This is a genomic window from Novipirellula aureliae, assembly GCF_007860185.1.
GTDB lineage: Bacteria > Planctomycetota > Planctomycetia > Pirellulales > Pirellulaceae > Novipirellula_A > Novipirellula_A aureliae.
The window spans coordinates 600591-624966 of record NZ_SJPY01000002.1; the positions used below are offsets into that span (position 1 = coordinate 600591).

Annotated in this window: 25 protein-coding genes and 1 other RNA gene; 7 read left to right on the plus strand and 19 right to left on the minus strand. The window is 50.9% G+C overall.

Annotation, left to right across the window (positions count from 1 at the left end; all coding sequences use genetic code 11):
* Nucleotides 1-419 precede the first annotated feature (419 nt).
* Both Q31b_RS07985 and Q31b_RS29330 read left to right on the plus strand, forming a co-directional pair.
* Nucleotides 420-1271: a transposase gene (locus Q31b_RS07985; RefSeq protein WP_197171143.1), complete on the plus strand. Its 852-nt coding sequence runs from the start codon at nucleotides 420-422 to the stop codon at nucleotides 1269-1271.
* 277 nt (nucleotides 1272-1548) lie between these two features.
* Nucleotides 1549-6789 (plus strand): choice-of-anchor Q domain-containing protein, encoded by a 5241-nt coding sequence (locus Q31b_RS29330; RefSeq protein WP_146599144.1) that lies wholly within the window; start codon nucleotides 1549-1551, stop codon nucleotides 6787-6789.
* Between the two features lie 52 nt (nucleotides 6790-6841).
* On the opposite strand, the gene Q31b_RS07995 is transcribed toward Q31b_RS29330, so the two are convergent.
* On the minus strand, nucleotides 6842-8686 hold the full coding sequence (locus Q31b_RS07995; protein ID WP_146599145.1) for a chloride channel protein: 1845 nt from the start codon (nucleotides 8684-8686) through the stop codon (nucleotides 6842-6844).
* A 302-nt stretch (nucleotides 8687-8988) separates the two neighbouring features.
* Between Q31b_RS07995 and ssrA the strand changes: the two genes are divergently transcribed.
* Together ssrA and Q31b_RS08005 are read left to right on the plus strand one after the other, a co-directional pair.
* Nucleotides 8989-9366: a transfer-messenger RNA gene (gene ssrA / locus Q31b_RS08000) on the plus strand.
* Between the two features lie 249 nt (nucleotides 9367-9615).
* Nucleotides 9616-10596 (plus strand): ISL3 family transposase, encoded by a 981-nt coding sequence (locus Q31b_RS08005; protein ID WP_146599146.1) that lies wholly within the window; start codon nucleotides 9616-9618, stop codon nucleotides 10594-10596.
* 21 nt (nucleotides 10597-10617) lie between these two features.
* Here the strand turns inward: Q31b_RS08005 and Q31b_RS28020 are convergent, their stop codons facing one another.
* The 5 genes from Q31b_RS28020 to Q31b_RS08020 form a co-directional block, all read right to left on the minus strand.
* On the minus strand, nucleotides 10618-10791 hold the full coding sequence (locus tag Q31b_RS28020; RefSeq protein WP_197171267.1) for a hypothetical protein: 174 nt from the start codon (nucleotides 10789-10791) through the stop codon (nucleotides 10618-10620).
* A complete protein-coding gene (locus Q31b_RS08010) occupies nucleotides 10754-11857 on the minus strand; it encodes a DUF3307 domain-containing protein (RefSeq protein WP_231617425.1) in 1104 nt (367 codons plus the stop codon). The genes Q31b_RS28020 and Q31b_RS08010 overlap by 38 nt, the downstream gene beginning before the upstream one ends.
* Nucleotides 11858-12080: 223 nt before the next feature.
* Nucleotides 12081-12767 (minus strand): hypothetical protein, encoded by a 687-nt coding sequence (locus tag Q31b_RS08015; protein ID WP_146599148.1) that lies wholly within the window; start codon nucleotides 12765-12767, stop codon nucleotides 12081-12083.
* A gap of 2 nt (nucleotides 12768-12769) precedes the next feature.
* Nucleotides 12770-12928, minus strand: a complete 159-nt coding sequence (locus tag Q31b_RS28025) for a hypothetical protein (RefSeq protein WP_197171146.1) — start codon at nucleotides 12926-12928, stop codon at nucleotides 12770-12772.
* Nucleotides 12929-12964: 36 nt separating this feature from the next.
* On the minus strand, nucleotides 12965-13174 hold the full coding sequence (locus tag Q31b_RS08020; RefSeq protein WP_146599149.1) for a helix-turn-helix domain-containing protein: 210 nt from the start codon (nucleotides 13172-13174) through the stop codon (nucleotides 12965-12967).
* Between the two features lie 99 nt (nucleotides 13175-13273).
* On the opposite strand from Q31b_RS08020, the gene Q31b_RS28915 reads away from it, so the two are divergent.
* Nucleotides 13274-13441 (plus strand): hypothetical protein, encoded by a 168-nt coding sequence (locus tag Q31b_RS28915; protein WP_231617393.1) that lies wholly within the window; start codon nucleotides 13274-13276, stop codon nucleotides 13439-13441.
* Between the two features lie 130 nt (nucleotides 13442-13571).
* On the opposite strand, the gene Q31b_RS08030 is transcribed toward Q31b_RS28915, so the two are convergent.
* The 4 genes from Q31b_RS08030 to Q31b_RS08050 form a co-directional block, all read right to left on the minus strand.
* Entirely contained in the window at nucleotides 13572-13847 is a 276-nt protein-coding gene (locus tag Q31b_RS08030) for a DinB family protein (protein ID WP_146599150.1), read from the minus strand.
* Between the two features lie 42 nt (nucleotides 13848-13889).
* A complete protein-coding gene (locus tag Q31b_RS08035; protein WP_146599151.1) occupies nucleotides 13890-14162 on the minus strand; it encodes a DUF6868 family protein in 273 nt (90 codons plus the stop codon).
* Between the two features lie 239 nt (nucleotides 14163-14401).
* A complete protein-coding gene (locus Q31b_RS08045) occupies nucleotides 14402-14890 on the minus strand; it encodes a hypothetical protein (RefSeq protein ID WP_146599152.1) in 489 nt (162 codons plus the stop codon).
* Between the two features lie 49 nt (nucleotides 14891-14939).
* Nucleotides 14940-16265 (minus strand): serpin family protein, encoded by a 1326-nt coding sequence (locus Q31b_RS08050; protein ID WP_146599153.1) that lies wholly within the window; start codon nucleotides 16263-16265, stop codon nucleotides 14940-14942.
* Between the two features lie 295 nt (nucleotides 16266-16560).
* Here Q31b_RS08050 and Q31b_RS08055 point away from each other — a divergent pair, with 295 nt between their 5' ends.
* A complete protein-coding gene (locus Q31b_RS08055) occupies nucleotides 16561-17127 on the plus strand; it encodes a class I SAM-dependent methyltransferase (protein WP_197171148.1) in 567 nt (188 codons plus the stop codon).
* A gap of 11 nt (nucleotides 17128-17138) precedes the next feature.
* Here Q31b_RS08055 and tsaA read toward each other — a convergent pair whose 3' ends face one another.
* From tsaA to Q31b_RS08070, 3 genes are read right to left on the minus strand one after another with little or no spacing between them, the layout of a single operon-like run.
* Nucleotides 17139-17654, minus strand: a complete 516-nt coding sequence (tsaA, locus tag Q31b_RS08060; protein WP_197171150.1) for a tRNA (N6-threonylcarbamoyladenosine(37)-N6)-methyltransferase TrmO — start codon at nucleotides 17652-17654, stop codon at nucleotides 17139-17141.
* Between the two features lie 15 nt (nucleotides 17655-17669).
* On the minus strand, nucleotides 17670-18293 hold the full coding sequence (locus Q31b_RS08065; RefSeq protein ID WP_146599155.1) for a preprotein translocase subunit SecA: 624 nt from the start codon (nucleotides 18291-18293) through the stop codon (nucleotides 17670-17672).
* Nucleotides 18293-18937, minus strand: coding sequence for a hypothetical protein (locus Q31b_RS08070; protein WP_146599156.1), 645 nt, complete (start codon nucleotides 18935-18937; stop codon nucleotides 18293-18295). Before Q31b_RS08070 ends, Q31b_RS08065 begins: the two co-directional genes overlap by 1 nt.
* An 80-nt stretch (nucleotides 18938-19017) precedes the next feature.
* Between Q31b_RS08070 and Q31b_RS08075 the strand changes: the two genes are divergently transcribed.
* A complete protein-coding gene (locus Q31b_RS08075; RefSeq protein ID WP_146599157.1) occupies nucleotides 19018-19356 on the plus strand; it encodes a hypothetical protein in 339 nt (112 codons plus the stop codon).
* A 62-nt stretch (nucleotides 19357-19418) separates the two neighbouring features.
* On the opposite strand, the gene Q31b_RS08080 is transcribed toward Q31b_RS08075, so the two are convergent.
* From Q31b_RS08080 to Q31b_RS08105, 6 genes are all read right to left on the minus strand, one after another.
* Nucleotides 19419-19745: a DUF1580 domain-containing protein gene (locus tag Q31b_RS08080; protein WP_146599158.1), complete on the minus strand. Its 327-nt coding sequence runs from the start codon at nucleotides 19743-19745 to the stop codon at nucleotides 19419-19421.
* Nucleotides 19746-19786: 41 nt separating this feature from the next.
* Nucleotides 19787-20017 (minus strand): DUF1580 domain-containing protein, encoded by a 231-nt coding sequence (locus Q31b_RS08085; RefSeq protein WP_146599159.1) that lies wholly within the window; start codon nucleotides 20015-20017, stop codon nucleotides 19787-19789.
* Between the two features lie 431 nt (nucleotides 20018-20448).
* Nucleotides 20449-21126, minus strand: coding sequence for a hypothetical protein (locus Q31b_RS08090; RefSeq protein ID WP_146599160.1), 678 nt, complete (start codon nucleotides 21124-21126; stop codon nucleotides 20449-20451).
* 191 nt (nucleotides 21127-21317) lie between these two features.
* A complete protein-coding gene (locus tag Q31b_RS08095; RefSeq protein WP_146599161.1) occupies nucleotides 21318-22607 on the minus strand; it encodes a lipase family protein in 1290 nt (429 codons plus the stop codon).
* Between the two features lie 5 nt (nucleotides 22608-22612).
* Entirely contained in the window at nucleotides 22613-23014 is a 402-nt protein-coding gene (locus Q31b_RS08100) for a DUF6508 domain-containing protein (RefSeq protein WP_146599162.1), read from the minus strand.
* 265 nt (nucleotides 23015-23279) lie between these two features.
* On the minus strand, nucleotides 23280-24353 hold the full coding sequence (locus Q31b_RS08105; RefSeq protein ID WP_146599163.1) for a DUF4917 family protein: 1074 nt from the start codon (nucleotides 24351-24353) through the stop codon (nucleotides 23280-23282).
* Between the last annotated feature and the right edge of the window lie 23 nt (nucleotides 24354-24376).

Sequence of the window (24376 nt, forward strand, 5' to 3'; positions counted from 1 at the left end):
CACCCACTACAGCGTCCCCCACGGGCTTGCCCCGTGGGAACGAAAGACTTTCAGCTAACAAAAACAACCACCACCCACTGCACCGTCCCCCACGGGCTCGCCCCGTGGGAACGAACGACTTTCAGCTAAAAAAACAACCACCACCCACTGCACCGTCCCCCACGGGCTCGCCCCGTGGGAACGAACGACTTTCAGCTAAAAAAACAACCACCACTCACTGCAACGTCCCCCACGGGCTTGCCCCGTGGGAACGAACGATTTTCAGCTAACAAAAACAACCACCACCCACTGCACCGTCCCCCAAGGGCTTGCCCCGTGGGAACGAAAGACTTTCAGCTAACACACACGACAACCACCACCGCCCCATGCCCCCCACGGGCTCGCCCCGTGGGAAGCAAAAGTTCGGTAACCTATACCCCATGACACTCAAACCCCTCTACTTACCCGGCAACATCAAACCCGCCTATCGGCTTCGCTACGGATGGACCGGCTGGACATCGTCAGGCGATTTTCCCGCCATTCCCAGCGGTGGCCTCGCGGAACTTTCCGACGCTTGGAAACGCGACGCGATGCGACTGCTTCGTCATCGTATCGACGGAAATCAAATTCAGATGTTGTTCAGCACGAAACCGAGCGTCAGCCCAGCGTTCGTTGCACAGCGTGGCAAAGGGCGTCTCGATCACTATTTTCGCACCTCACCGATACCCGTTGTATTCTCTCGTAAAGTCGCCGTCCGATCGATCGGCGAAAATACGAACGAGCAAGTGCTTCACTACATCGCAAGGCAAGTCGAGAAGGAACCGTTCGTCGATCCTCAATTCGCTAATCGCATCGCGCCGTTTACAAAGCGTTTCGATGATGTGGATGTCAATAAGCCGATCGAAGTAAAGCGGGGACGCTATTGGTATGGATTGCATTTAGTTCTGGTCACTTCCGAGCGGTATCGGTTCAAGCAGCTTGATGCCTTCGAGCGAATCTTTCGCTGGTGTCATGCGATTGCGAGAAAGAAGGAGTACCGCTTGGGTGCCATTTCCGTGATGCCGGATCATTTACACCTTTGTTTGGTAGGCACGATCGAACAGAGTCCTGAAGCGATTGCATTGTCGTTTCAGAACAACTTGGCCTATGCGTTTGATCAAACGCGGATTTGGGAGCCAACGTACTATGTTGGAACGGTGGGTGCGTATGACATGGGTGCGGTGCGTAGGGTGAGGACTGATTCACTCACGGGACAAGCCCGTGGGGGTCTACACGATCCAAAGGCAACCTAGGTAGCTGGCAAACATTTGCTCCCACGGGACGAGCCCGTGGGGGGCCTCGTCCGCCGTGGGAACGAAAGATTGACAGCTAACACCCAACCAGCCCTAACCGCTCCCCACGTCCCCCACGGGACGAGCCCGTGGGGGGGCGGTTTTGGCGGCGCAGCACTGTTGGTAGCTGGCAAACATTCGCTCCCACGGGGCGAGCCCGTGGGGGGGCGTTGTGAATTTAGAGATTGCTCGAGACGTCGAACAACTTCAATGCATACTTCTTCTTACAAATTGTGAAATGATTACCATGACATTTACCTCCTCCCTCAACTCTCATCACCGGCGCTCCGTTCGCCATCTGGGTAAACGTGTACTTCGCAGCAATCACCGTCGGCGTCTCCGTCTCGAATCGCTCGAAAACCGTCGCCTACTCGCTTCGATCATCGTCAACACACTCGACGATGTTGTCCAAGCGGATTCGCAAACGAGTTTGCGCGAAGCGATCACCCAAGCCAATGCGAATCCTGATGCGGACATCATCTCTTTCGCTTCGCAGCTTCAAGGCTCCCGGTTGGAACTTCGGGATAAAGTAAACAGCGAATTCGGAAATACCATGCTGACCATTTCTTCCGATATCACCATCGTTGGTCCGCTGGAAATATCTCGAGATACCGATGACGGTGACGCGAGGTTGTTTTTCGTCGAGTCGTCAGGAACATTGACGCTCGACACGCTAACCGTATCCGGTGGAGAAGCGGTCGGCGGAAAAGGTGGTGACGCGGACGGTGGAGGTGGCGGTGGTGGTGGCGGATTTGGCGGCGCGATTTTTAATGTTGGCGTACTCCACATCGTCGATTCAACCTTAACCAACAACGTCGCTCGCGGCGGAGCGGGCGGACGTAGTGGTATCGATGGACTTGGCGGCGGCGGTGCCGCTGGCGGGTCCATCCGCCGCGATGCAGCCGATTCGACCACGGACACCGGAGCAACTGGTGTCGATGGATCGGGCGGCGGAGGAAACAAGACAACCGGCGCCGGTCGTCCGATCGGTCGATTCACGGTTCAATTTGGGGACGATGGAAACGCGACAACCGCATTTGGGGCGGGTGGCGGAGGCGGTGGTTTTAGCCAAATGACCACCTTCGCGCCCGACACGTTAGCTGGCGGCGGCAGCGGCGGTGGCGGCGGTTTTGGTGGCGGAGGTGGAGGCGTAGGAGATTCGGCGGGTGGCGAGAATGTGGTCACTCAGGATGCCGCCGACGGAGGCTTTGCTGGCGGAGAGGGACGCAGCGCCGGAGGTGGTGGCGGCGCTGGACTCGGTGGAGCCATTTTCAATAACTTTGGGACGGTCTCGATTCGCAACAGCACTCTCTCGGCAAACTCTGCCGTCGGCGGAATGGGGGGAGAGGGAAATGCTCGGGGAACGAGTTTTCAAGGTCAGTCAGGATCCGGATTCGGAGGAGCGGTCTTCAACCGAAGCGGCAACGTCACCATCTCGCAAACGACGATTGTCGACAACCTGGCTCGCGCGGGCAATTTCGGTGACGGTGGTGAATCACAAGGAGGCGGGGTCTATCACTTGCAGGACAGCTCCGGGACGGCAAGCCTGAGCCTGACCAACACGATCGTGGCGAATTCACAGTTCGATCGTTCGGATGTGGTCAACGACGGCGGCAGTGTTACTGGCAAGGCGAATTTAATCGAGCGACATGACGGCTTACCTGATGATGTGATCGCCAGTTCCGATGACCCAAAATTGGGATCGCTTGAAAGCAATGGTGGGCCTACCGCAACACACGCACTGCTTGCTGACAGCCCCGCTATCGATGCAGGGTTCGATGCCCAATCGACGACGCCGGAGCACACCTATGACTTAACCAGTTCACTTGATGATGCGAACAACGGCAGTTCCCTTGTTTCTCTCGGCGGCGCGGTCACCGCCAGTGGATACCAGTTCGGACCCAATCAAGGGTTGACCCTTTCGGGCGCGAACATTGATGCGGCGACTTACAGTATCGAAATCACTTTTTCGTTGAGTGAAGTGGATTCGTACAAAAAGATTATCGACTTCAAAAATAGCGAACTCGATTCGGGTCTTTATGTCAGAGCCAATCAGCTGAACTTTTATGGTTCCTCCGGATCGGTCGCTTCCGGTGGCACAATCCAGCCGGATGTTAAGCAAACGCTTCTGTTCACTCGTGATCATGCGACAAAATTGGTCGTCGGTTATCTGAATGGTAGTGAAGCGATTCGCTTTACCGATTCATCCGATCTTGCCGTCTTGTCGGGACCAAACAAAATAGTACGGTTCTTCGAAGATGATCGCGGGTTCAACGAAGCATCGGCTGGAACGGCTGCCCAGATCACGCTCTACAACTCGGTGGTTGGTAGTGGTGCAACCGTGTCCGCCTTCGACCAACGTGGCGAATCGTTTGCTCGGATCGTCAACAATGTCATCGATATCGGTGCCTTTGAATCCCAAATCGAAGTCGAAAACACCGCTCCGAATGTTTCCTTTCTGGGCGACCTGCGCGTTCCCATCAATACGCCCACGAAGCCGATCGCATTTACTCTGTTTGACGAGCAATCGTCCGCGGACAAGCTCACCCTTAACGTCGTTTCTTCCAACGAAACGTTGGTCCCCAGTTCCGCCATCACGCTCGCGGGCGTTGCCGGTAACCGCACCCTGATCGTGAATCCGGCCGAGGCTGAATCGGGAACCAGTACGATCACTGTCACGGTGACCGATCCAGGCGGGTTGACCGATCAATCGCAGTTTGTGATCACGGTTGATCCATCGAACTTGAGTATCAACTTTATCTATCTCGATAGCGGCACCGGGTTTGACGATCCTGTGTTGGGCCAGGCAAGACGCGATGCACTCGAGCGTGCAGGCAGGACATTCACAAGCTGGTTTGACCACAGTGGCGTAATCGACATTGAAGTCGATCCGTTCACTCCAAATGAAAACACCACCGTCCTGGCGAGTGCTGGCGGCTATTATCCGAGCACAAGTAACCCCGGCTTTGGCAACCCATCGCCACTCGAGGTTGAATTGCTTACCGGCGTGAACAACTCGCGTGCGGTTGCCTCAATGGGTGTTAACTTTAGCAACCGCAATAATTTCGCGTTTGGCGATTCGATCAATAGCAACCAACAAGACTTCCACGCGACGATGCTGCATGAGCTAACGCACGCTTTCGGCTTCTTTGGCAATATTCGCTCCGATGGAAAATCGGACTTGCGCGGGCGAGACAATGTTTGGGGACCGTACGACCAATTTGTCGCCGACAGTAGCGGCGTAGCGATCATTGATCCGGTCACATTCCTGGTGGACAAACCTCGCTGGGACGCGGCAAAGTCCAACTCGCTAACCTTTATCGGTCCCCATGCGATGGCAGCCAATGGCGGATCGCCCGTGCCATTGTATTCCCCTTCCGTTTTCAATATCAGCGACAGTGTTTCGCATCTCGATGACGATGCGGCCGGAATCAGTAGCCGGACTCATATGATGACATCGATTGCCTTCAAGGGATTAAGCGCGCGTGAATTTCATCCGATCGAGCGTGGCATCATGTTGGACCTGGGTTATAAGTTGACCGGCATCGCTGACGATTCGCCTACGCTTTCGCAAGTGGACGCGCAAAGCATCGCGGTCAATACGGCGACGTCGTCGATTCCGCTAACCGTCTTCGATGCGCAAACCGATGTCGATGATTTGACGATCACTGCGACGTCTTCCAATACCGCACTGGTTCCGAACTCCGCTGCCAACCTCACCCTCTCGGGCACCGGTATCGGTCGCGCGATCACCGTCACTCCCCTGCCAAATCAATCCGGAAAAGCCACGATCACGATGACCGTGACCGATGGCGATGGACTGACTGACACACAAGTCTTCGAACTCAATGTCGCTGGTGTCACGGGTGGTCTCGATCTCGATTTCGGCGATGCCCCCACAGCCGCCCAGACAGGCTTGGCCGCAGATTACCCTGTCACGATTGCCCAAGATGGTGCCCGCCATGAAATCAGCGACTTGTTTCTAGGCTCGCTAATCGACGCCGAAACGGACGGCATCCCTGACGCTCAAGCCGGACAAGGCGACATCGGTGGCGATGACAACGACAATACCGCCGACGAGGACGGTGTGTTTGTGCTGGCCAATATCTTCACGACATCGGATACCGTGATCACATCCAGCTTTGAAGTGATCGCGTCGGCCGCAGGGAAAGTGGATGCTTGGATCGATTTTGACCAAGACGGAATTTGGCAAGAGAGCGAACACATTCTCGATAGCGTTGATGTGGTCGCCGGGAGCAATGTGGTCAGTTATCAAATTCCCGCCGGTGCAACAGCGGGTAGCACGGGGGCGAGATTTCGCCTTAGCACCGTTGGCAATCTGCTGCCGACCGGCAAAGCCGACAACGGCGAAGTCGAAGATTACATGGCGTTAGTCGAAACCGCAAACGCCAGCATCTTAGAGCTAACATCCGTCTCTTCGGCAGCGATGACCATTGAATCGATCGGCGGTGAAGTGATCGCTCGCCAGGACCAAACGTTTCTGTTTCGCGGGCCGCTATCCGCGGTTGGATACCTAGACTATCTAGGCGGTGACGATGACGGCACGTTGATCCTGACCGCGTCGCCCAGCGTCTTTACAAACGGAATCTTCTTAAACGCAGACGCGGGCAACGACACGTTAGTTTTGTCGGGAACAAGCCCCATCCTGGATGTGGCCAGCTTGCCAGCCAACTCAATCGTGGGATTCGAAATCATCGATCTGTTGGCCGCGGCCTCTGGTAAGCTCATCCTTCAAGAAAGCGATGTCACGGGAATCCCCGATGCAGGTAAGACACTGCGGGTCCAGATGGACCGAAGTGATATGCTCGAGCTATCAGTTGACACCACCAACAACCGCGACAACCGGTATGCGGTCACGGGCACTCGAGTCATTGATGGCAAATTGGCCGTCCAAGTCAAATCCGACTCCGCCAGCTTAGAGATATCAGGACTCAACTGGACCAACCCGCTGAACCGTTTCGATGTGAACAATTCTGGTAACGTCTCCGCAGCGGATGCGTTGGCGATTATCAACGCGCTGAGCGACCCCGTGTTTTCGGGGGCGGACGGGACGTTGATCGATCCCGCCAGTGTAGTCGATTTCTCGATTTCGAAATTTCTGGATCCAACGGGAGAAGGCAAGCTAACGGCGAATGACGCATTGGTAATCATCAACTTCCTCAGCGAAGTATCCTCCCCGCCCCCAGCCGCCGAGCAGATCGTGACGACACTTGCACAAGACATTGTCCTCGCAAACCACCGATCAGAGACGAAGTCTACACCCGAGCAGCCGACGCCAGTCGATGAAGCCCCTCAAACAGTATTCACCCATGCTGCTGATGATGAAGTCTTGGCCAGATTCAATCCTCGAGCAATTCATTCCTACGTCCGTGAAGTCGAACTTGCACAAGCCGACGAAGATGAGTTCGATTTAGAATCGACCATCGCAATGCTCTCTACCGAGCGACGTTCAACGTAGCAAGATCGTCTTGAGGCTTTCGTCCCGAGCTACCGATGGCGGCGGAGCCCGTCTATTCCGCAGCCGCTTCTTTGTGTTCCATCAAGCGTTCGTTGTAGGCAGAGATAACCTCTTTTCGGCGAACCATTCCAAGTAGTTGTTTTTTGTTGTTCGGATCCATCACGGGCAATTCTTCGACATTCATCGAAGTGAACCGTTTCAGCGTCGTATTCAAGTCATCGGCAGGACTGACCGAAACAAAATCGGTGACCATGATATCTCGTGCGACCGCCAATTCCCACAACGCATCATCATACAAATAAGACCGCACGTCGTTGTCGGTAAAAATCCCGACCATCGCACCTCGGTCGTCGACGACTGGAAAGTAATGTTGGTGGTCTCGAGCGAGGCGATGCACGATATCATCGAGCTTTGTGCCTTCGGAAATCAGCTTAATTTTGCGTTCCGGTCGAAAGACATCTTTCACAAGAAGTCCCTCGAGAACGTCGATAATGAAGTCGCCCCGATGCGCCTTGGAATCCATTCGCGTTGGCACTTGCTTGCGGTACAGCGTCCAATTTTGGCTCGTTACAAAGGTAAGAGTTACGACCAACATCGTTGGAACGAGTAGACCGTAATCGCCTGTCATTGCGCGAACCATGATAATGGTTGACACGGGTGCCCGCGCGACTCCGGCAAAAAAGCCAGCCATTCCCACGACAGCGAATGCCTCGGGTTCGGTAACCACCGATGGCCAAATCTGTTCAAACCCCAATCCAACCGCTGCGCCCACACATCCGCCGATCACCATCGAAGGACCGAAAACGCCTCCCGAACCGCCGGAACTAATCGTCAGGGAAGTGGTCAATATTTTACAAAACGCAATCGCTAGTAGCAGCGGGATGCCTATCTGTGACGCTTCGGTAAGCGCGACTTGTAAAGTACCATAGCCGGTGCCAAGTGTAGCGAGTACCCGAACGTCGCCACCAAAAACTTCTAGGAGTGCCAAGGCGATTAAGCCGGCCAATCCAGCACCGATCGCAGGTTTGATGTGCGGGATGATTGGGATTTTCTTGAAAACATTATGAGTTCCATAAAACGTCTTCACGTAAACGAGCCCCACCAACGTCAAAACGATCGCCAAAAAGGTGTAGGGGATCAACTCGACCGGCGAGTTGAAGGGGTGTTCAAGTGTGTCACCGAAAAGCGGCATGAAGCGAGTTTCCACGGGCAACGACTGCGTGAAAACGCTATAGGCAACAATCGAAGCGGTCGCCGCCGGAACGATGACATCCGCTTCCATATCGGCATCGCTGTAAAGGATTTCGCCAGCAAAAACGGCGCCTGCTAGAGGAGCACGGAAGATCGCTCCCACACCCGCCCCCATACCAGCGGCCAAACAGATGCGGCGATCACGGTGCGACAACTGAAGCTTCGTCGCCAACCAGGAACCAAAACCAGCCCCGATTTGGGCGATCGGTCCCTCGCGTCCACCACTACCGCCTGTGCCCAAAGTGATCGCAGATGCGATCGTCTTCACGAACGGAATTCGACCTCGGATACCACCACGTTTGTTGTGGAATGCATCGATCGCGGCATCGGTCCCGTGACCTTCCGCCTCAGGAGCAAACGTGTAGATAAGCAAGCCGCAAACCAAACCACCGAGAACCATGATCAAGACGATCATCCAAGGAGCCAGTGGCCCCTCGGGATGTGCGAAAAGGGCATGTTCACCCGCTGCCTCAGGGGGCGTGTAGCCCGCATATTGGGCCAACGTCATATGGACGACCAATTGCCCGAGAGCCTGGAAAGCGATCGCCCCAAGACCAGCGACCACTCCAACAAGTGACGACAAAACAATCCATTTGCCGGAGGCGCGAAGGTCAAAGGACGCCAAAAACGTACGAAGTGTGTTCACAAAACCAGAGTGAGTTAGATCGAATTAGCTGCGACGAAAGCCAAATAGAAAAAATAGGATGAAGTGACGCCGTTCACTCATGCGATGAAAATAGCGTCTCAAGAGCGAAGCGACAACTGCTTAGCGGAGCGAAGCCGACAATCGCATGAGATCTTTTCGAAGTTCGATTTACGCGACGAAGACAAAAATAGAGTTAGCCGGTTTGCCGTTCGCCCGTTAGCCGGTTAGCCGGAATCCTGACGCGATACCGTTGTCAAATCGATCCGAGATTGCTACAATTGAGACAAGTAGATTCACCAACCGGGGGCGATTTGGATTCGACCGGATGACAAGAAGCAAGGCTCGCGTGTCGTGGTTGATCAGTTGGCCACGTTAAAAGCTGATCAAAAACTTTACTTGCAGACGAAAGTTTCGCAATGGCCGCCTAATAACAGGCAGCCCGGACTGATGGGGACCGCCGGAGTCGCCTGAATGTCCGTCACAATTCCGGATCGCCCGCTGTCCTACTCGAGACGCAGAGGGTTAAATTCGATTCGAGTTAGCGGAGTGCGGAACCTGTCAAACAGTGCCGCATGAAGCGAAAAGGTCTCTTCGAGAGACCATAAATAGTTTGACTACACACGTAGACGGTCTCGTGGATGCATCGCGGGACGCGGGTTCAATTCCCGCCGCCTCCATCCTTAAAAAGGCACTTGGGATTTTCCTAAGTGCCTATTTTTTTGGCTCTTCAGAAGAATTAGTGGGTTGATTTATGATTTGCGCGACTTGTTTGGTTCGTACGATTGTCGATTGGTCAGCCGTAAGCAAACACTCTCTCGGGGCTCCGCAGAATGGGGCCGCCCCTTTTTCTATTTTTTGAATGCATCAGGCTGGCAAAGTGATTATTGGTATTGGTGACTAAACCTGCCAATCAACCAAGAGCCAACCCGATGCAACTAAAGACTACCTTCAATCGCGTGACAAACTACAAGCCTTTTGTTGTCGATCGAGTTCAATTCTCTGAAAATGATATTGAATTATGGATTGAAGTCACAATGCGTCCTCGTGAAAACGGACTCGCTCGGTGCTCTGGCTGTGGCATGCGGTGCGGCGGCTATGACACGATGCCACAGCCGCGTCGGTTTGACTTTATTCCGTTGTGGATGATTCCCGTCGTGCTAATTTACACCATGCGACGAGTCAATTGTCCAACGTGTGGGGTGAAAGTGGAGTACGTTCCTTGGGCAGATGGGAAAAGTCCTTTGACAGCAGAATTGAGATGGTTCCTGGCCGGATGGGCTCGTCGGATGAGCTGGAAGGAGGTGTCGAGTTGTTTTGGGATGTGTTGGGAGTATGTCTACAACTCGGTAGAACATGCTGTTTCCTGGGGAAAAAAGCATCGCGACCTTTCAGGGATCGAGTCGATTGGGGTGGATGAGGTCCAGTGGAAAAAGGGGCATAAGTACCAAACGTTGGTTTACCAAATCGATGAAGGGCGAAAACGTTTGCTGTGGGTTGGTCCCGACCGGACCCCCAAGACTCTACTTCGTTTCTTTCGTTTTCTTGGCAAAGATCGCTACTCCCAGATTCAATTTGTTTGCAGCGATTTGTGGCAGGCTTACGTGAAAGTTATCGCCAAGAAAGTGCCTGACGCGATTCATGTTCTGGACCGCTTTCATGTGATGCAAAAAATGAGCAAGGCAATCGACAAGGTCCGCGCTGCGGAAGTCAAACAACTCAAAGCAGACGGTTTTGAAGCAATGCTTAAGGGCTGTCGCTGGGTACTCCTGAAGCGGCCCGAGAACATGACAGAAAAGCAAACGATCAAACTCGATGAGTTGCTGCAGTACAACCTACGAAGCGTTCGCAGTCACTTGATGAAAGAAGACTTCCAACAATTCGGGGAATACACTTATGTCCCAAGACCGTGATTGGTCTTGCCTGCCGGTTCTCTATTGGTCGTATTCTTCAGCCAGTTTCTCGAAACTGCCAACATTAAACAGCGACAACATCCACTGATTCAGGACTAGTGTCTCGTCGAATCGGAGTGGTGCGTTCTTCTTCTTTGCTGCTCTGTTCTTTACTATTTCATTTGTCTTCTCTATCTGCATTTTTTTCATCATCATCGTTTGCAGCTTCATCCGCTTCTTCTTCGTTAGCGTCTTTTGCCGTTTCGTCTTTGTCAGCCGTATCATCGTTCGCTGAAGGTGGGGTGGCTTGCTGTGGCTCTGTGTCAGTCTGGTTCATTTTGACTGGAGTTGCCGGTTCCGTTGTTGCTGTTGTTGGCAGTAGTGCTGTCGTTGCTGGTGCTATTGACATTGATTGTGTTACTGCCGGTGTGGTCATTGGTGGCTGATACTCGATGATGACTCTGGCAGGCTCGGGCTTTTGAGATGTAGCTGGAATCCAATGATCAACGGACTTCTTGGTAGCCACTGACATTAACAGTGCCCAACCAAAGCTAAGAAACGTCCCAATGATGATGTATTCAGCCAGTTTTCGATGACGAGACTCTTTGATCTCACCAAAACGGAGAATTGATTTTGCTGCGATGAGGAAGCCAATGCCTGTTGGATGCCCAATCAGAATAAGGAGCATGGTCAGGAATCGCTCTAGCCAACCAATGTACATCCCTCCGTTTGTGAGACCTTCTGTTAAATAGTCACTCTCAGGACTTCCGTTGTCGGTTGCGGGCTTTTCAGATTTCCTAAGTACAATCTCACTTTCCTTCTCGATCTCTCTTCTGATTGGAACAGTTAGCTTTCCAATCAGGATGCCACCAGCCGGTACTACGACGATATAGCCAGCAATAAGGCATTGGGTAGCGTAGAACCATGGAAGGTAAGACGACGCAAAGAACTTCGGCCACCATCCATTGGCTGCCACGTCGTGGCAAAAGTAGCTAAGTGCGATCAAAGCGATGACATGAGCAATCTGGTCAACGACAAAGTACAGCCATTTGTCTTCATTTAGGCTGATCTTGAGTTTGTCAAAAATCAGATGGCTTCCAAAGACTCCCAACAGAAGGAAAAAGTGAAAGTTACCCAGTAAGATAAAAGACATGATGGTGATGATGCCAACATGGAGCAACAAAATCTTCCATTGTCTTTTGTTATCCACCATCTCTTTGTTCTGGAATGGGAAATCCCCTAGGAAATGGGCTGCTATTAATGCAAGTAGTGTTTCTTCCATATTATTCAAGACAACCTTTTTTGGTTGTCTCGTACCAGACAACCTTTTTTGGTTGTCATGGCTTGGAACACCACTTCAGGTTGTATTATCCAAGTTGGTGACTTCTGAGTATTTTTCGTTTGAATACAACTGAATTGAACCACCTGATCGAATGGAAGCAATTCGGGTTGCATGGCACTAGGCAACCGTTTTGGGTTGCAAGCATGGCTTAGTTCTATTTCCATCATTTCTTACCTGCCCTGCTTCCAATTGCAGTTTTCCAATCTGTCTTTTCAAACATTCGGATTGCATTACGAAGAGCATTCCAATTGGCACCATCCAATGCCTTAGTCACGGCCTGCTTTGTTATCTCTGGCTCTACCTTGCTTGCCATCTCTTCGTGGGTGAAGTCTTTCGGATTCAAAGCCAATGTAATGATCGATGCTTGCCTCGCAGTCCAGCCCGACACAACGACATCACAAAGTTGTCCGACAACAGGAAGCCAATCTGAAAGTAAGCCAGTGGAACCGGGGGACTTGATTGTGAGGTTGGAATATTGGTTCATCTCATCGAGGGCATGACCAGACAACACAAAAGCTTCACCCGTGGACAGTGAAACTCGTTTCGTAGAGATGCTGTCCACACGACCAATTCCAATAGAAAGTCGTGTGTCTGCCATTCCCTGTGCAATCAGACCAGCACGAAGCAGAACACCAACCCTGAGTGCCATGGATGCGTCTGATAGCAACAACTGCCAAGCATCTCCTCGAAAAAACTCCACATTGCCTTTGACAACACCCCGTTTCCATTTCTTGGCAACATCAACCCAGTCATGCAAACACTCACGAACTGATTCAAAGTCACCAGTATCAAGTAACGTTGACTTAACGATGTCACCAGTGATCACAGAATAAATTTCGGTATCATTCATGGTTAAACGTCCTCCACGTCGAACACGAGGTATTGGAATTCTTCTTGGATCAGGCGGACTTTCCAAGTTTGGTCGAGGCGACGTAGGTTCTCGATGTTGTTGTCGCCGTTGACGCAAAAGATGCCGTACACCTGCTCTTTGGTGTTGTAGGGGGGTGTCATGAAACAATTTCCAAAGTCATCTTTTGACGAAATTGCTCAGCGTTTCTTTGTTGGTCGAGGTTTCTGTACTTGCGTCAAAAGGGCATCAAGTTCTTCCCGCCTAAACAATCGGTAATCATTGACCGGATGCCGATGTGCCACGATCTTTCCGGCTCTCTCCCAGTTGCGGAGTGTGTTCGGAGAGACGCCCAAATACTCTGCCGCATCAGAGATTCGCTTAGCTTCGTCACTTGACGGTTCCTTCATTGTGTCGGAACATGGTTTATGATTGGCTAACCTTACCAAAATTGTCGTTGTCAGGGAATCATGCAAAGCTCATTTCAGGGTTGACCAAATGGTGTTTCGATGAAAATCCTTTTCCTCCACGGTCGGCAAAGCGTCGTTGGCGGCGTTAAGCCAACATACATAAAAGATGTGGACACGAAGTCCTCACCCCAAGCCTCGATGACGACGATTTCGATGCTGCCGTGCGAACCGCTCAGGCCGAGTACGATCAGTACCAACCTGATGTAATTGTTGGTTCATCTCGTGGCGGTGCAGTCGCCATGAACATCGACAATGGAAACACCCCACTCGTTTTGCTTTGCCCCGCATGGCGAAACTGGGGCACGGTCACGACCATCAAGCCGAACTCGGTGATCCTTCATTCAAGCCAAGACGATGTGATCCCGTTTGGCGACTCCGAGGAACTCATCAACAATAGCGGCTTGCCGTCCAGTTGTTTAATGGAAGTGGGTACTCGTTTCATCCGATCTCCGTAAACCGGTTCAAAGTCGGCGATGTGGCAAACGACTTCACGAGTTGACCACTTGCCCGCAATTGGCTTTGCATCGAGTTGCTCTTTGCTCATTCCGGCAATGGCAGCCTGTAACCGTTTGGGACCATCCAAAGACTCTTCAATTGCTCGTTCGATTTCCATTTTCCTGTCTCCAATGTAACACGGACCTAACGACTTTAAAGGCTACTGGATCTTTCGCAAAACGAGCTTGATCGAGATCCATGGGATTAGAAAAAAGATGAAGATGCCAAGCTTCAACAATCCCATTCCACAGTAGAAGATCAATTCAAGTTCGTGTTTGCTCAGCCCGGTGATTGGACCATGAAGCTTGAACATGAACTCGCCCATCAATTGGGTTGTACCGAACCCAACGAAGAGTAGGACAAGACCAAGTATCCAGCATCGCAGCAGTATGCTTGAAAGCGTAGTCAACAAGTCTTTGGTTTGATCGGTCATTTGGGACACCCTTTCCTAAACTCAACCACAATCACGTCCAGTTTGGATACCAGTTTAGCTAATTCGTCGATCATAATCTCTTTAAATTTCCTCTGGCTAAAACTACCTGATCTGGCACCGATCAATGGGAAGCAATTGACTGAAATCCATCTGCACGTTCTTTGACAAGCAAGATCTGGTCATCACGAAAAATGGCACCACGCACATCTACTTTTGGAGTGGCGTATGCTGATTTGCGGTCACGATTGGTGTCGTTTGCTGTGATGTTCATTTCGATTGAGGTCTTCGAGCCGAGATTGCACAAAATCCGCAAGATTACCAGGATCGTCCGTGCCAACACGCAAGATACTTTTTCGTAGTTTCAAAACCACACAATCTCGCCCCCACAAATTCCAGACCCAACCTCCTCTGAGGCTCATGTGAATGCCCCAGCCATCAAGGATCGTCGTTCGTCCTATTTCGACGCTTTCGATCTCCGAATAGGGGACTGTTCGACGAAACAAGGGTAATGGGCCAAAACTTATCGATAGTTGGTCCCCTTCATCTTCGACCTCTAGGTGATGAAACGAGGCTGCCAAAAAGAACATCAATATCCCGATGAACGGGAACATCCACTGAATCACCGGCTCATTGCGAAACCCCCAACTCAGGATCAAGAACATGACGCCAAGTGCATAGAGCAAAAAACATAAGGGCGATCGCTGCGTGTGATTGTAAGTGCCATTCATCGATTGGGATGCCTTAATACGCTTGCTGCTCTTTGTTGATCCAATAATACTACTCTAGCGGATTGGATACTCTTCCTAGAAACATAATCGCCTGCGTCCGGTTGTCACGAATCATGAAGACAAACGGATGATCCGCTCGGAACACGGGTGGTTGTTTCGGTTCTTCTTCCATTGCAGCTGCCAGTTTCATCACAATTCCAGTCGCCGCAGCCGCCTCGGTCCCTTGCTCATTCACGTCAACAAAGGCTTTGTGAATCACTGCTGAAATAAACAGATCCCTTCCACCGGTCATGCCAGAGAAGTCGGCGGCGTCTGGATCAAATGCTGACTTCATCCCCATGGTCTCAAGCGTGCTGCTCATTTCGAATTGAGATGTTGTTTTGAACTTTGGCAAAAAAACTCGCACTTCGTCTTCATCCCTGACACTCGCCATCCACCGCTGCAAATTGGGGGAACTCAGTTTCGCTTCAAGGTCGGCAAGACCATCGACTTCCTTTGGAAGCAACACGACCATCGACAGGCTGCCATCACCATAAGGCAATTCGAGGATTTGAATGTCATCGACATCGCCATATTGGAACTCATCTACACGGTGCATCAACGGGGCTTTGATCGTGTCCGTCGCCGTGAGGTGAAAGTCTTCAACTTTAGTGAGTCTTTCCTTAAACGGATCTCTCCAAGTGCCGTAGAAGTAAACGGCGTTCGTCAGAACGAGTCTGGTGTCCGAAGTGATTGCACCTTTTGGTATGAGATCCGTGATCTTGTTCTCGGTTTGGTCTTCAACCCAGTCGTTGATCGTTTGACGAGCGTTCTCACGTTGGGCGAAATTCAATTGAGCAAGTTCCGCATCGTATTGATCACGAGTAACTCTCAAGAAATCGGGCTGAAATTCGAAGCTTTCCTTGCCCCACAAGCGATTCGCCAAATTCAGCTTTATTCCTTTGCTAGGGTCGGGTGACCTCCAAAAATCTTGCAACGTCTTCATCCCCTCATGCAGTCGTTCATTGGGCATTTGGATGTGCAGCGTATTCGCCATTTCAGCCTCCGTCTCGCCAGCGGCACCGGCGTAGGTCATCGCTAGGGCGGTCGATATGCTGCTGGGAGAAAAGAAGAGATTACCTTCCTTGGTTTGCAATTGTTGGTACAAGTCCAAGGCGAATTGGTTGCTACCGTCTGCAATCTCTGACAGGTCAGCCACGATGTTCAACGGTGGGCGATCATCAGGGTTTGAATGGTAGTTTTGCAAGGCAAGTTCGATCCACTTTAGATGTGCTTCGGCTTCTTTCGCCTCCGCTTCTTTCTTACGAGCTTCTTCAGATTGATTGCAGCCAAAGCAAAACACAGTAAACAAAATGCAGATTGTCCACGCACGCATTGCTAGTCCTTTTTGTAAAATAATATTCTAGTCATTGTCTGTCGTCGGGCGTGGAAATGCAAATGGGCAGACTGCTAAGTTAACAATCGCTATCATGGTTGAAACATGAAGCGGGATTAGCCACATGAGAAGCCCTATCACTATTTGCCAAGTAGTTACCGCTGTTCTTGTGGTAGATTGCTGCGAATTCGGGATTGATTGTGTCATTTGTGATCTTTCAAACTGCTAGTGTAGAAAAGGATTCGAGGTGGGCCTCTACTCAAAATTGATTTTTCCAAGCTTATACGACTGCGTGATGGACAAGCCCTACTGGGCGAAATATCGACAAGAGCAACTTGCCAGTGTTGACGGTGAGATTCTGGAGATCGGGGTGGGGACGGGATTGAACCTGAAGTATTACCCTGAGCATATCCGCCGAATCGTTACCGTCGATCCCAATCTGGGGATGAACAAACAATTCCGACGTCGCATCGACCAAAGCGGTATGGAAGTGGATATGCGAGTCATCAGCAGTGAGCTGCTTCCGTTCGACGACGGTTCGTTTGATTGTGTCGTCACCACGCTCACGTTGTGCAGTATCCCTGATGTGAAGCAAGCAATGGCCGAATTGTTTCGAGTGCTGAAACCTGGTGGTCGCATCCTATTCTTGGAACATGGCATCAGCCCCGACCAAAAGGTATCACGATGGCAAAGACGGCTGAATGGACTTCAGCGATTTTTCGGCGATGGTTGCACGTTGACGCTCGATGTGCCTGAACTGTTCTCGACTCAACCATTTACGTCCGTCGAGATCGACAGTTTCTATATGGCCCAAACGCCAAAGATCCATGGGTTTATGTACCGTGGAGTGGCGACAAAGTAATCGTGAGTCCGTTAACCTCCGGTCTTCCCCAGCCGCTCGGCGACCTTGGCGTCTTCCACCGAATCATAGCCGGGAACGAAAGGTTTGATGTCGAGAATGGGTGTGCCATCAAAGGCATCGGTTTTCTCGATCTCGATGACATTGTCCTTAATCGACACGATTTTACAGAGCGTCAGAGCGATGAGATTCGGTCGAAATGGGGATCGAGTTGCAAACACACCGGTTAGCGGATTGTCTTTGTTGCCTCTCGGATGAACTTGGAGGATCGCTCTTTTCTCGGGGGTATCATTGTTGCTGAACCACCAGAAAACTTGGATATGGGAATAGCCGTCGAGTCCCAGCAAACCAGCTTGGAACTTCTTATCAATGACGATTCGGGTCTGGCCGTCAGTGTTCTTGAAATGCCCAATGGGGTGAACAGCGAACGATGGTGAAGGCATCTCTGGCGGTTCCTCTGCGATAGTCTTTGAAGAAGTAAATGCTAAGGCAGCAATTGAAACAGCAAGGATCAAATTGAACGGTTTCATTTTTCGGTTCCTGTTCTAGGTGCGTTGTTGCAATTCAGGGCAGTTTTTCTTTAGCCATTGGGCTGCGGACACAGCATCGGAACTTCCGGTTGACTTTCCTTCAATTTTCTGTTGTGCCTGCCTGATGCGACGAGACACCATCTTGCTCTCGATGGCTTCGTTCTCTGCCATACCAAGTTTGCTGAGGATATTCTTGACGCTATCACCAGCGAAAATCTCCATTATCGGATCATCCAGCGAGATGTGATGAGAAAACCGACATCGGCACGGTAGCTCATCGGCGAACTGTTCGAGACGATCATCAACAGAAGGCAATGGGTGTCGTTCGCCAACGATAACGTCGATGATTGCCGACTCATCGAAACCTAGGCTGGCAGCGAGATCGGCATTTAGACTACTTGCAAGCACCGCTTTCAACGGCACGTCCGATTTCCAATTGTTGGCGAACTCGTTGAGACGTGCCAACACATCTGGGAAATGTGCAACAAGTAGAATGGCGACAGTTTCGGATTCTGAGCGTTCCACTGCCTCCTTTTGCAAGCCGGTGAACTTGGCATCCGTGGTCATCCAGATCCGATCAGGCGTGACCTCGACGTTTGTTGGTTTCTTACTGCCGAACAGAGCATCGAATAACCCCATTAACGCATCTCCTTAAGTTCATTCACTTCGCCACGCAATCGTCTAACTTCATTTCGAATCTGATCAAGTTGCTTCATGATGTCGTGCATCACGTCGTCGCCAGGAAGCTTCTGGCGTTCATGCAGTTCCCGTTCAGTGGCTTCGGCTTGTTCAACAACCTGATCGGCAACATCATGCAGTCCTGCTTGGTGTAAATGATCGATGGCAATCCGCATGTGTTCTAAACGTTGGGCAATTTTGTCCTGGGGTGTAGACTCTTTATGAACGGGCTGACCCGAAATTGCCCGAAGCTTCATCTCAACTCGTTCAGCCTGTTGTCGAACATCAGCAAGCCGCTCTCCTTTCCCCACAATTACTTCGAGCTTCTTCTGCTCTTGATGGAGTCTCTCAAGTAGTCTCTGTAATTCCACGATCTCGGCTCTATGCTGATCAGGATCATGATGCTCAAGCTGCCCAGCTTCTTCTAGCATTGCCATGGCTTTACGCTTTAGATTTGTAGCTTTTTCTTGGTGACCGTGTTCAGCAAGCTCGGCGGCTTCTTGGCGCAAAACTCTAGCTTTGTTCCGAAGCTCATCCGGTTCAGAAGCCCAGGTGATCACAGTCATAGTGAAAAACACGACAATTGCTAACTTGATGGAGGACAAGAAATTTCTCTTTTTGAAATTTGGCAGATTGTTCAAACTGACCTGGACCGATTCAAGTAAGTATAGCGAACGAGAATCCAGTGGTTATCGGTTTCCAGGTGCAATTTTGTATTTCTCGTGATCCAGCGACCTCCAACAATACCAACTTGCTACCGAAGCATAGCGATAGTATGCCAACCGGCACAAATCGCAATTCCGCTGCGACAATTGAAACGGATCGCAACGATCCGTTCGTTTTGCTTTTGAAAGAGATCGGTGTTGAACGCAAGGACGTACCGGCTTTGACAAATGGAGATTTGAGTCGGATCGCTAATGTTGATCTTGGCACGTTGCACGGCTGGCAATTTTTTGATCGGGATTTGCCCGAAGAGGCATTGCAGAGGTTGCGAGATCATTTTTGTGAATATCGAAGCGAGTGATTCCATTTTTGATGAAGACCGTCTCGACCTTGTTGGGCCGAGACGGTTAGCACAGGCACTTACTAAATACCCATCTCCTCCAATTCCTTCATCGCCCGCTCGTGCCTGCGCCGCTGTTCACGATGTGTGATGGATGGCGGCGTGACAACTTCAACTTTCCCGGTCAGTCTGTCGAAGAACCTTTGCATCGCTTCAAGGCTCGTGCATTTGGTTCCGCCGACTTGGATGGTTTCGAGGCGAACTCTCATTCCATCGTTGGCGATCTTGCCTGCTTGAGCCCAGCGAAACAGCGTCGATAGATGCAGCTTCTTGCCGTTCCTGACTTTCGGCAGGCGCTTTGTGGCTTCGGAAAGGGAAACAACTTCTTCATTGAATACATCAATAGCCATATCGGTCTCCAAGTTTGTTGTGAAAGAACATCGTCTCAGGTCTACCGGCGATTCTCGGTAGTCGCTGAAATGAAACGTGTTACGGCTTGCTTACTCGTTAGAATGCGAGAACCAATTTTCACAGTCTCTAGCTTCACACCACCGACACCACGGAGCGTCCAGCGCCAAATGGTGCTGATGTGTGGACGCTTCTGACCTCCGACCTTTGGCAAGCACTTCCGCACTTCGGATAAGGAAATGACATCCTCTGTAAGAATGTTCAAATCTGCCATGGTTGATCTCCTCAAGTTAGATGAATGAATGATGCGAGTTCGATTCGCACCGAGAGGCATTGATCTTGAGGCAGGGCCAACCGCTCTGCAAACTTTCTGAAGTTCAGCCAGTCACGTCAAGAATTGTGTGATCGCATTCGATCTGGCGAACCCGCCTACTTCGTAAGGACATTCGCTGATCGTTCCAAGATTCCAAATTTCTCAGTTTCCAGTTCGTTTGATCAGAAAACTGAGATGAAGTTGGCACTTTGAAACTAGGGTGCTAAGTCTCTGTCTACGAACCGCTTCAGAGGGTAGATGGTCAGGGCGAACTCAGCGTTGGCCCTGAAATGGTGCTCATCCCTTAGCTTTGGATTTGCAATTGCGTTACGCCAAATCACCACAGGACGTTTGAATATCAACGAAATTTAAAATCCGCCGCAATCGAAACTTCACTCACCCAGCGTGAAGAGCAATTCGGCATCCTTCTCAACTCCGTAAGCGTCAAGAAATACGGATCTGCAAAGCTCAGCCACTTCTTCCGTGGTCCCGTCAACCGGAAATGACAAGTGGCGAGTTTCAAATTCAGTTCCTTCCTCGGTTATGGTGTCAACTGTGGGCTCGATTTCTCGCTTGGACAGGAAAGCGAGAACTGGAACGACCTGCTCCTTCTTTGTCAGGTAGAACTCGATGGTGTAGCCTTCATCGCCATCCGAAACACTAACTGCCGTGTATTCGTCTTCGGCTAACGAAACAACTAGGTAGGCGTGAGGCGACCGGGAGTTCGCTACTCGTTCGACATAGTGCTCGATCTTATCAAATCCCTGAACCTCCAAATGCTGTGTCTGGGGAGGGATCATGTACAGCAGCCCGACCACGAACGCACCTGCACCTAGGAGCAAAGTCATGGAAGGCCAGTAGGAGGTCGTGACTTCGAGGCGACACCGTTTACCGAATTCCATGTAGCTTTGAGACAACGTGACATCCCCCTCGTCAACTTGTTGCCCAGGGTTGTTCTTGAGATGACGAGCCAGGGCAATCGTCGAAGTCAGGTTCAAAACCGCCAGCAGAATGGCAGGCGTCAGTCCCACAATGACCAAAGACCAGATTGCGACCTTCAAGAGATTCATTGGCGTAATCGATTTAAGAGGGTGTTATTGGAACCGCAGGCTTCCTAGTTATCCAACAGTCGAAAAACCATGCGACCATTGAAACACTTGGGGAAGTCTACTTTCATGAAACCATTTTGTAGCATCGTTGTCGTGATTCGTTCGCCCGTGTGATTCATTGGGCGTTTGTTCCGTACAGATCGAGTCCATATCTAATCTGACTTGAATCGATGAGTTCTTAGTTGCTCAACCATTTCTCGGTATGAATCGAGAAAGTGATCCTGCCCTTGAATGAATATTCCTTGTACGACGAGATTGCCATCTTGGTCGTATGCTGGTCGCCCTGCTTGCTCCAAGTCCTGAATCAACTTGTCGAGTTCTTCGTCCGACATGGGATCGATGTAACCACTTTCGGAAGGATCGATTTTAGTTTCGGTTTGCCCGTTGCCACCGTACATGAGCAACCGCTTGGATCGCTCGATCTCAGTTCCATTCCACCAAACCATGTGTCCGAAGTGCTGGTATGGACTGATCAACCTTGTGATCGGGTCCATCTGATTGACAAAGAATACATACTTGTCATCGAGCTTCTTCCTGAGGAATTCCGCAATGTCCGCACGCACAGCCTTGGGTTGGCCAAAAGTCATGACTCCAGCAATCGGGTACTCATCGTTTTCAGAAAGCCGGTAAGCACAAACTACCGCCAATCCTCCACCGAGGCTGTGGCCCGTAATCCAAACTCGCTTTGACTTGTATTGTTCCAAAAGTTGTAACACTTGGTCGTGCATGGGATCGTAACCATTGACGAAGCCGCCGTGCATTGAGCCCTGTTCTGTTCTGACCTTTAAGAATCGGAGGTCTTGCAATAGATCGTACTCGTGACTTTCGGTTCCCCGGAGTGCGACAATTGCATCGTCACCGGCGTCAATGACATAACCCTGCATTGCCCCAGCATTGATCGACTCTGATTCCGGGAATCCAAGTTCACTGATCAATTTGCGAGCGTCAACCGGAGACTTGTATGCAATGTCGCTTAGTTGAAGCGTTAGATTTGCCACCGGCCAATCACTGCTTTCGTCTGTCGTTGACCAGTCGAGCGCTAACAACTCTTGGGGCGTTCGCTCGACGACTGGAGTTGGTTCCCAATCCGTCCGATCCTCGATGTCGGTCTCGACTTTCGATGGGCGTGCATAAATCCCAAGAAATGCGACGAGAAATGCCCCAGCGAGGGTTAAGACACCGATGCTCAATCCGGTTGATCGGGCACGTTTGGGCAGAGTCCAGAAGAAGTTCACGACCAATAAAAGAACTAGCAACCCAACGCTGAGAATCGCAATATATGGAGCATGTCCGGTGAGGTAGGTTCCACCGGCGAAAGCCAAGAACGCCAAGCCCCAAAAAACGAAAGCCGACTTCCAGTGTTCATGACCAGACGCCAGGTAGCAAATGATGGCTCCCGCAAAAAAGCAGATAGCTGCTATTACCAACAATATCGTCGTCATGATTGTCAAACTCCCTCGATTTCGGTTCGGATCGTCTTCAAACGTCGCAAGAGCAACACGACATGCCCATTCTCAAACATGTCAGCAAGATGGCCCTCACAGAAACGATCTTTGCGAACGTGAGTCGTAAATAGCTTTCGGATTGTCTGAGCATCCGCTGTGTCGATTATTGATGGTTCATCCACGAACTGCACAGCCGACTCTTGCCATTCGGTCCAGTCGAACTCGGGCGAAACCCAGTTCTGACGATAAAGTGCTTGATAAAACTCATTGACCACATCAGCAAACTGAAACCACGGAAACTGCCCAGGTCCACCTTTCCATTCGCCAGCAACAAATCCATCGGCTTCAAACCGTTCAAGGCATGGGAGAATGGCGTCGATTTGTTCGGATGTTACTGGTGTCATTTCAGGATTCTATAAGTCATTCTTGCCGTCGATTCGGTGTTGTTGACGGTCAATAAGTGCCTTCCCCGTCTTTAGGTGGTTACAATATCGCCGAACAGCGGTTAAGAAAAACTACAACGGATGACGCCATTACCAAGTTCATCGACAAAACCGGGAGTGGAGAGCAAGTCGATAACCGACTTGACCTTATCACGGTGCTCTGACGAAAAATCGACCCATCCGATTCCTGACACAATTATTTTGCCTCTCCGTTACTTGCCTAATGTCAAAACGTCAGGCTCTTTCCTGACCCGTCTGGGGCATCCCACACGACTGCCGTAGATACGTCGTAGTATTTAATCTCAAGTTCGTTTCGCACACGTTTGGCTTCTAACAGCGTCTTTCGTTTTTCGAGCATTGCCGCAACGTGCTTTCGAGTGTCAAGGTTGCTTGGACTTTCGGGATCACCAAAAAGCCCAATGTAAGCTCTTTTCAGTTTGCGATTTTGAGCAAGGACATTTGCGATGTGTTGATCACTCTCCCCGAAAGATAGGCCAAGTGTGACGAGACAATTTTCAATTCGTTCAAGCTTCCCCAAGCAGTACGACAAATAACCGCTGTTCTGAATCTGTATCAGCTTTTTCTCAGCAGTTCCTTCAGCCACGAACAAAGGGTACTGGCCCACATCAAGTGCTTCTCGAATTCCTTCAAGTAAGTGCTTGCCGGTTCTAACCCAGCTATGCTTTCTCACTTGCCCGCCCACTGAATAAAGGTGCAATGCTCCGTGGATGAAAAATATCCCTTTGTCACCGCCAACATGTTCGCTGAACACGACGTATGGAGCATCAGGGTCATCTATGTCGTAATCGAAGCCGTCTCGTCCTCCGAGCCGATCATGGCCGTGCATTTCGACCCAATAAAGCAGCAGGTCATAGTTGGTGCAAAAAATGTTGTGGTATGGTCCCAAGAACTGAACGCATGTGTCCTTTTTCTTCCCAGAAATATCATGCGCATGGTCAGGGTGAGTCTTGGCAATTGCATCTACCAATGCTTTCTTTACTGCGTCCAAGTCCGTGAGCATCGCACTCGGCGTAGCTCCATCGATCAGTCCATAGTGTTGAGCGACCCAATCTGCGTCTTCCAGAAGTCGCATCACGCCCTCAAAGTTGTTCGTCCCCAGCCTGTCGAAAACCGACAGGCAAGAATCTGGAAGGCCGTTTGCCTTGGCATGTTCAAACAGGCTGCCGTAGGCGAAGCATGACTCGCAGGCCACACTGAATCCATTCCCCAACAGAAGGTGAGCCCGGCTAGGACCTAGTTCGGTCAAAACCTGATCGTAGGAAAGTAAGTCCAAGTTCATGCTTCGTTTTTCCTGTCATATTC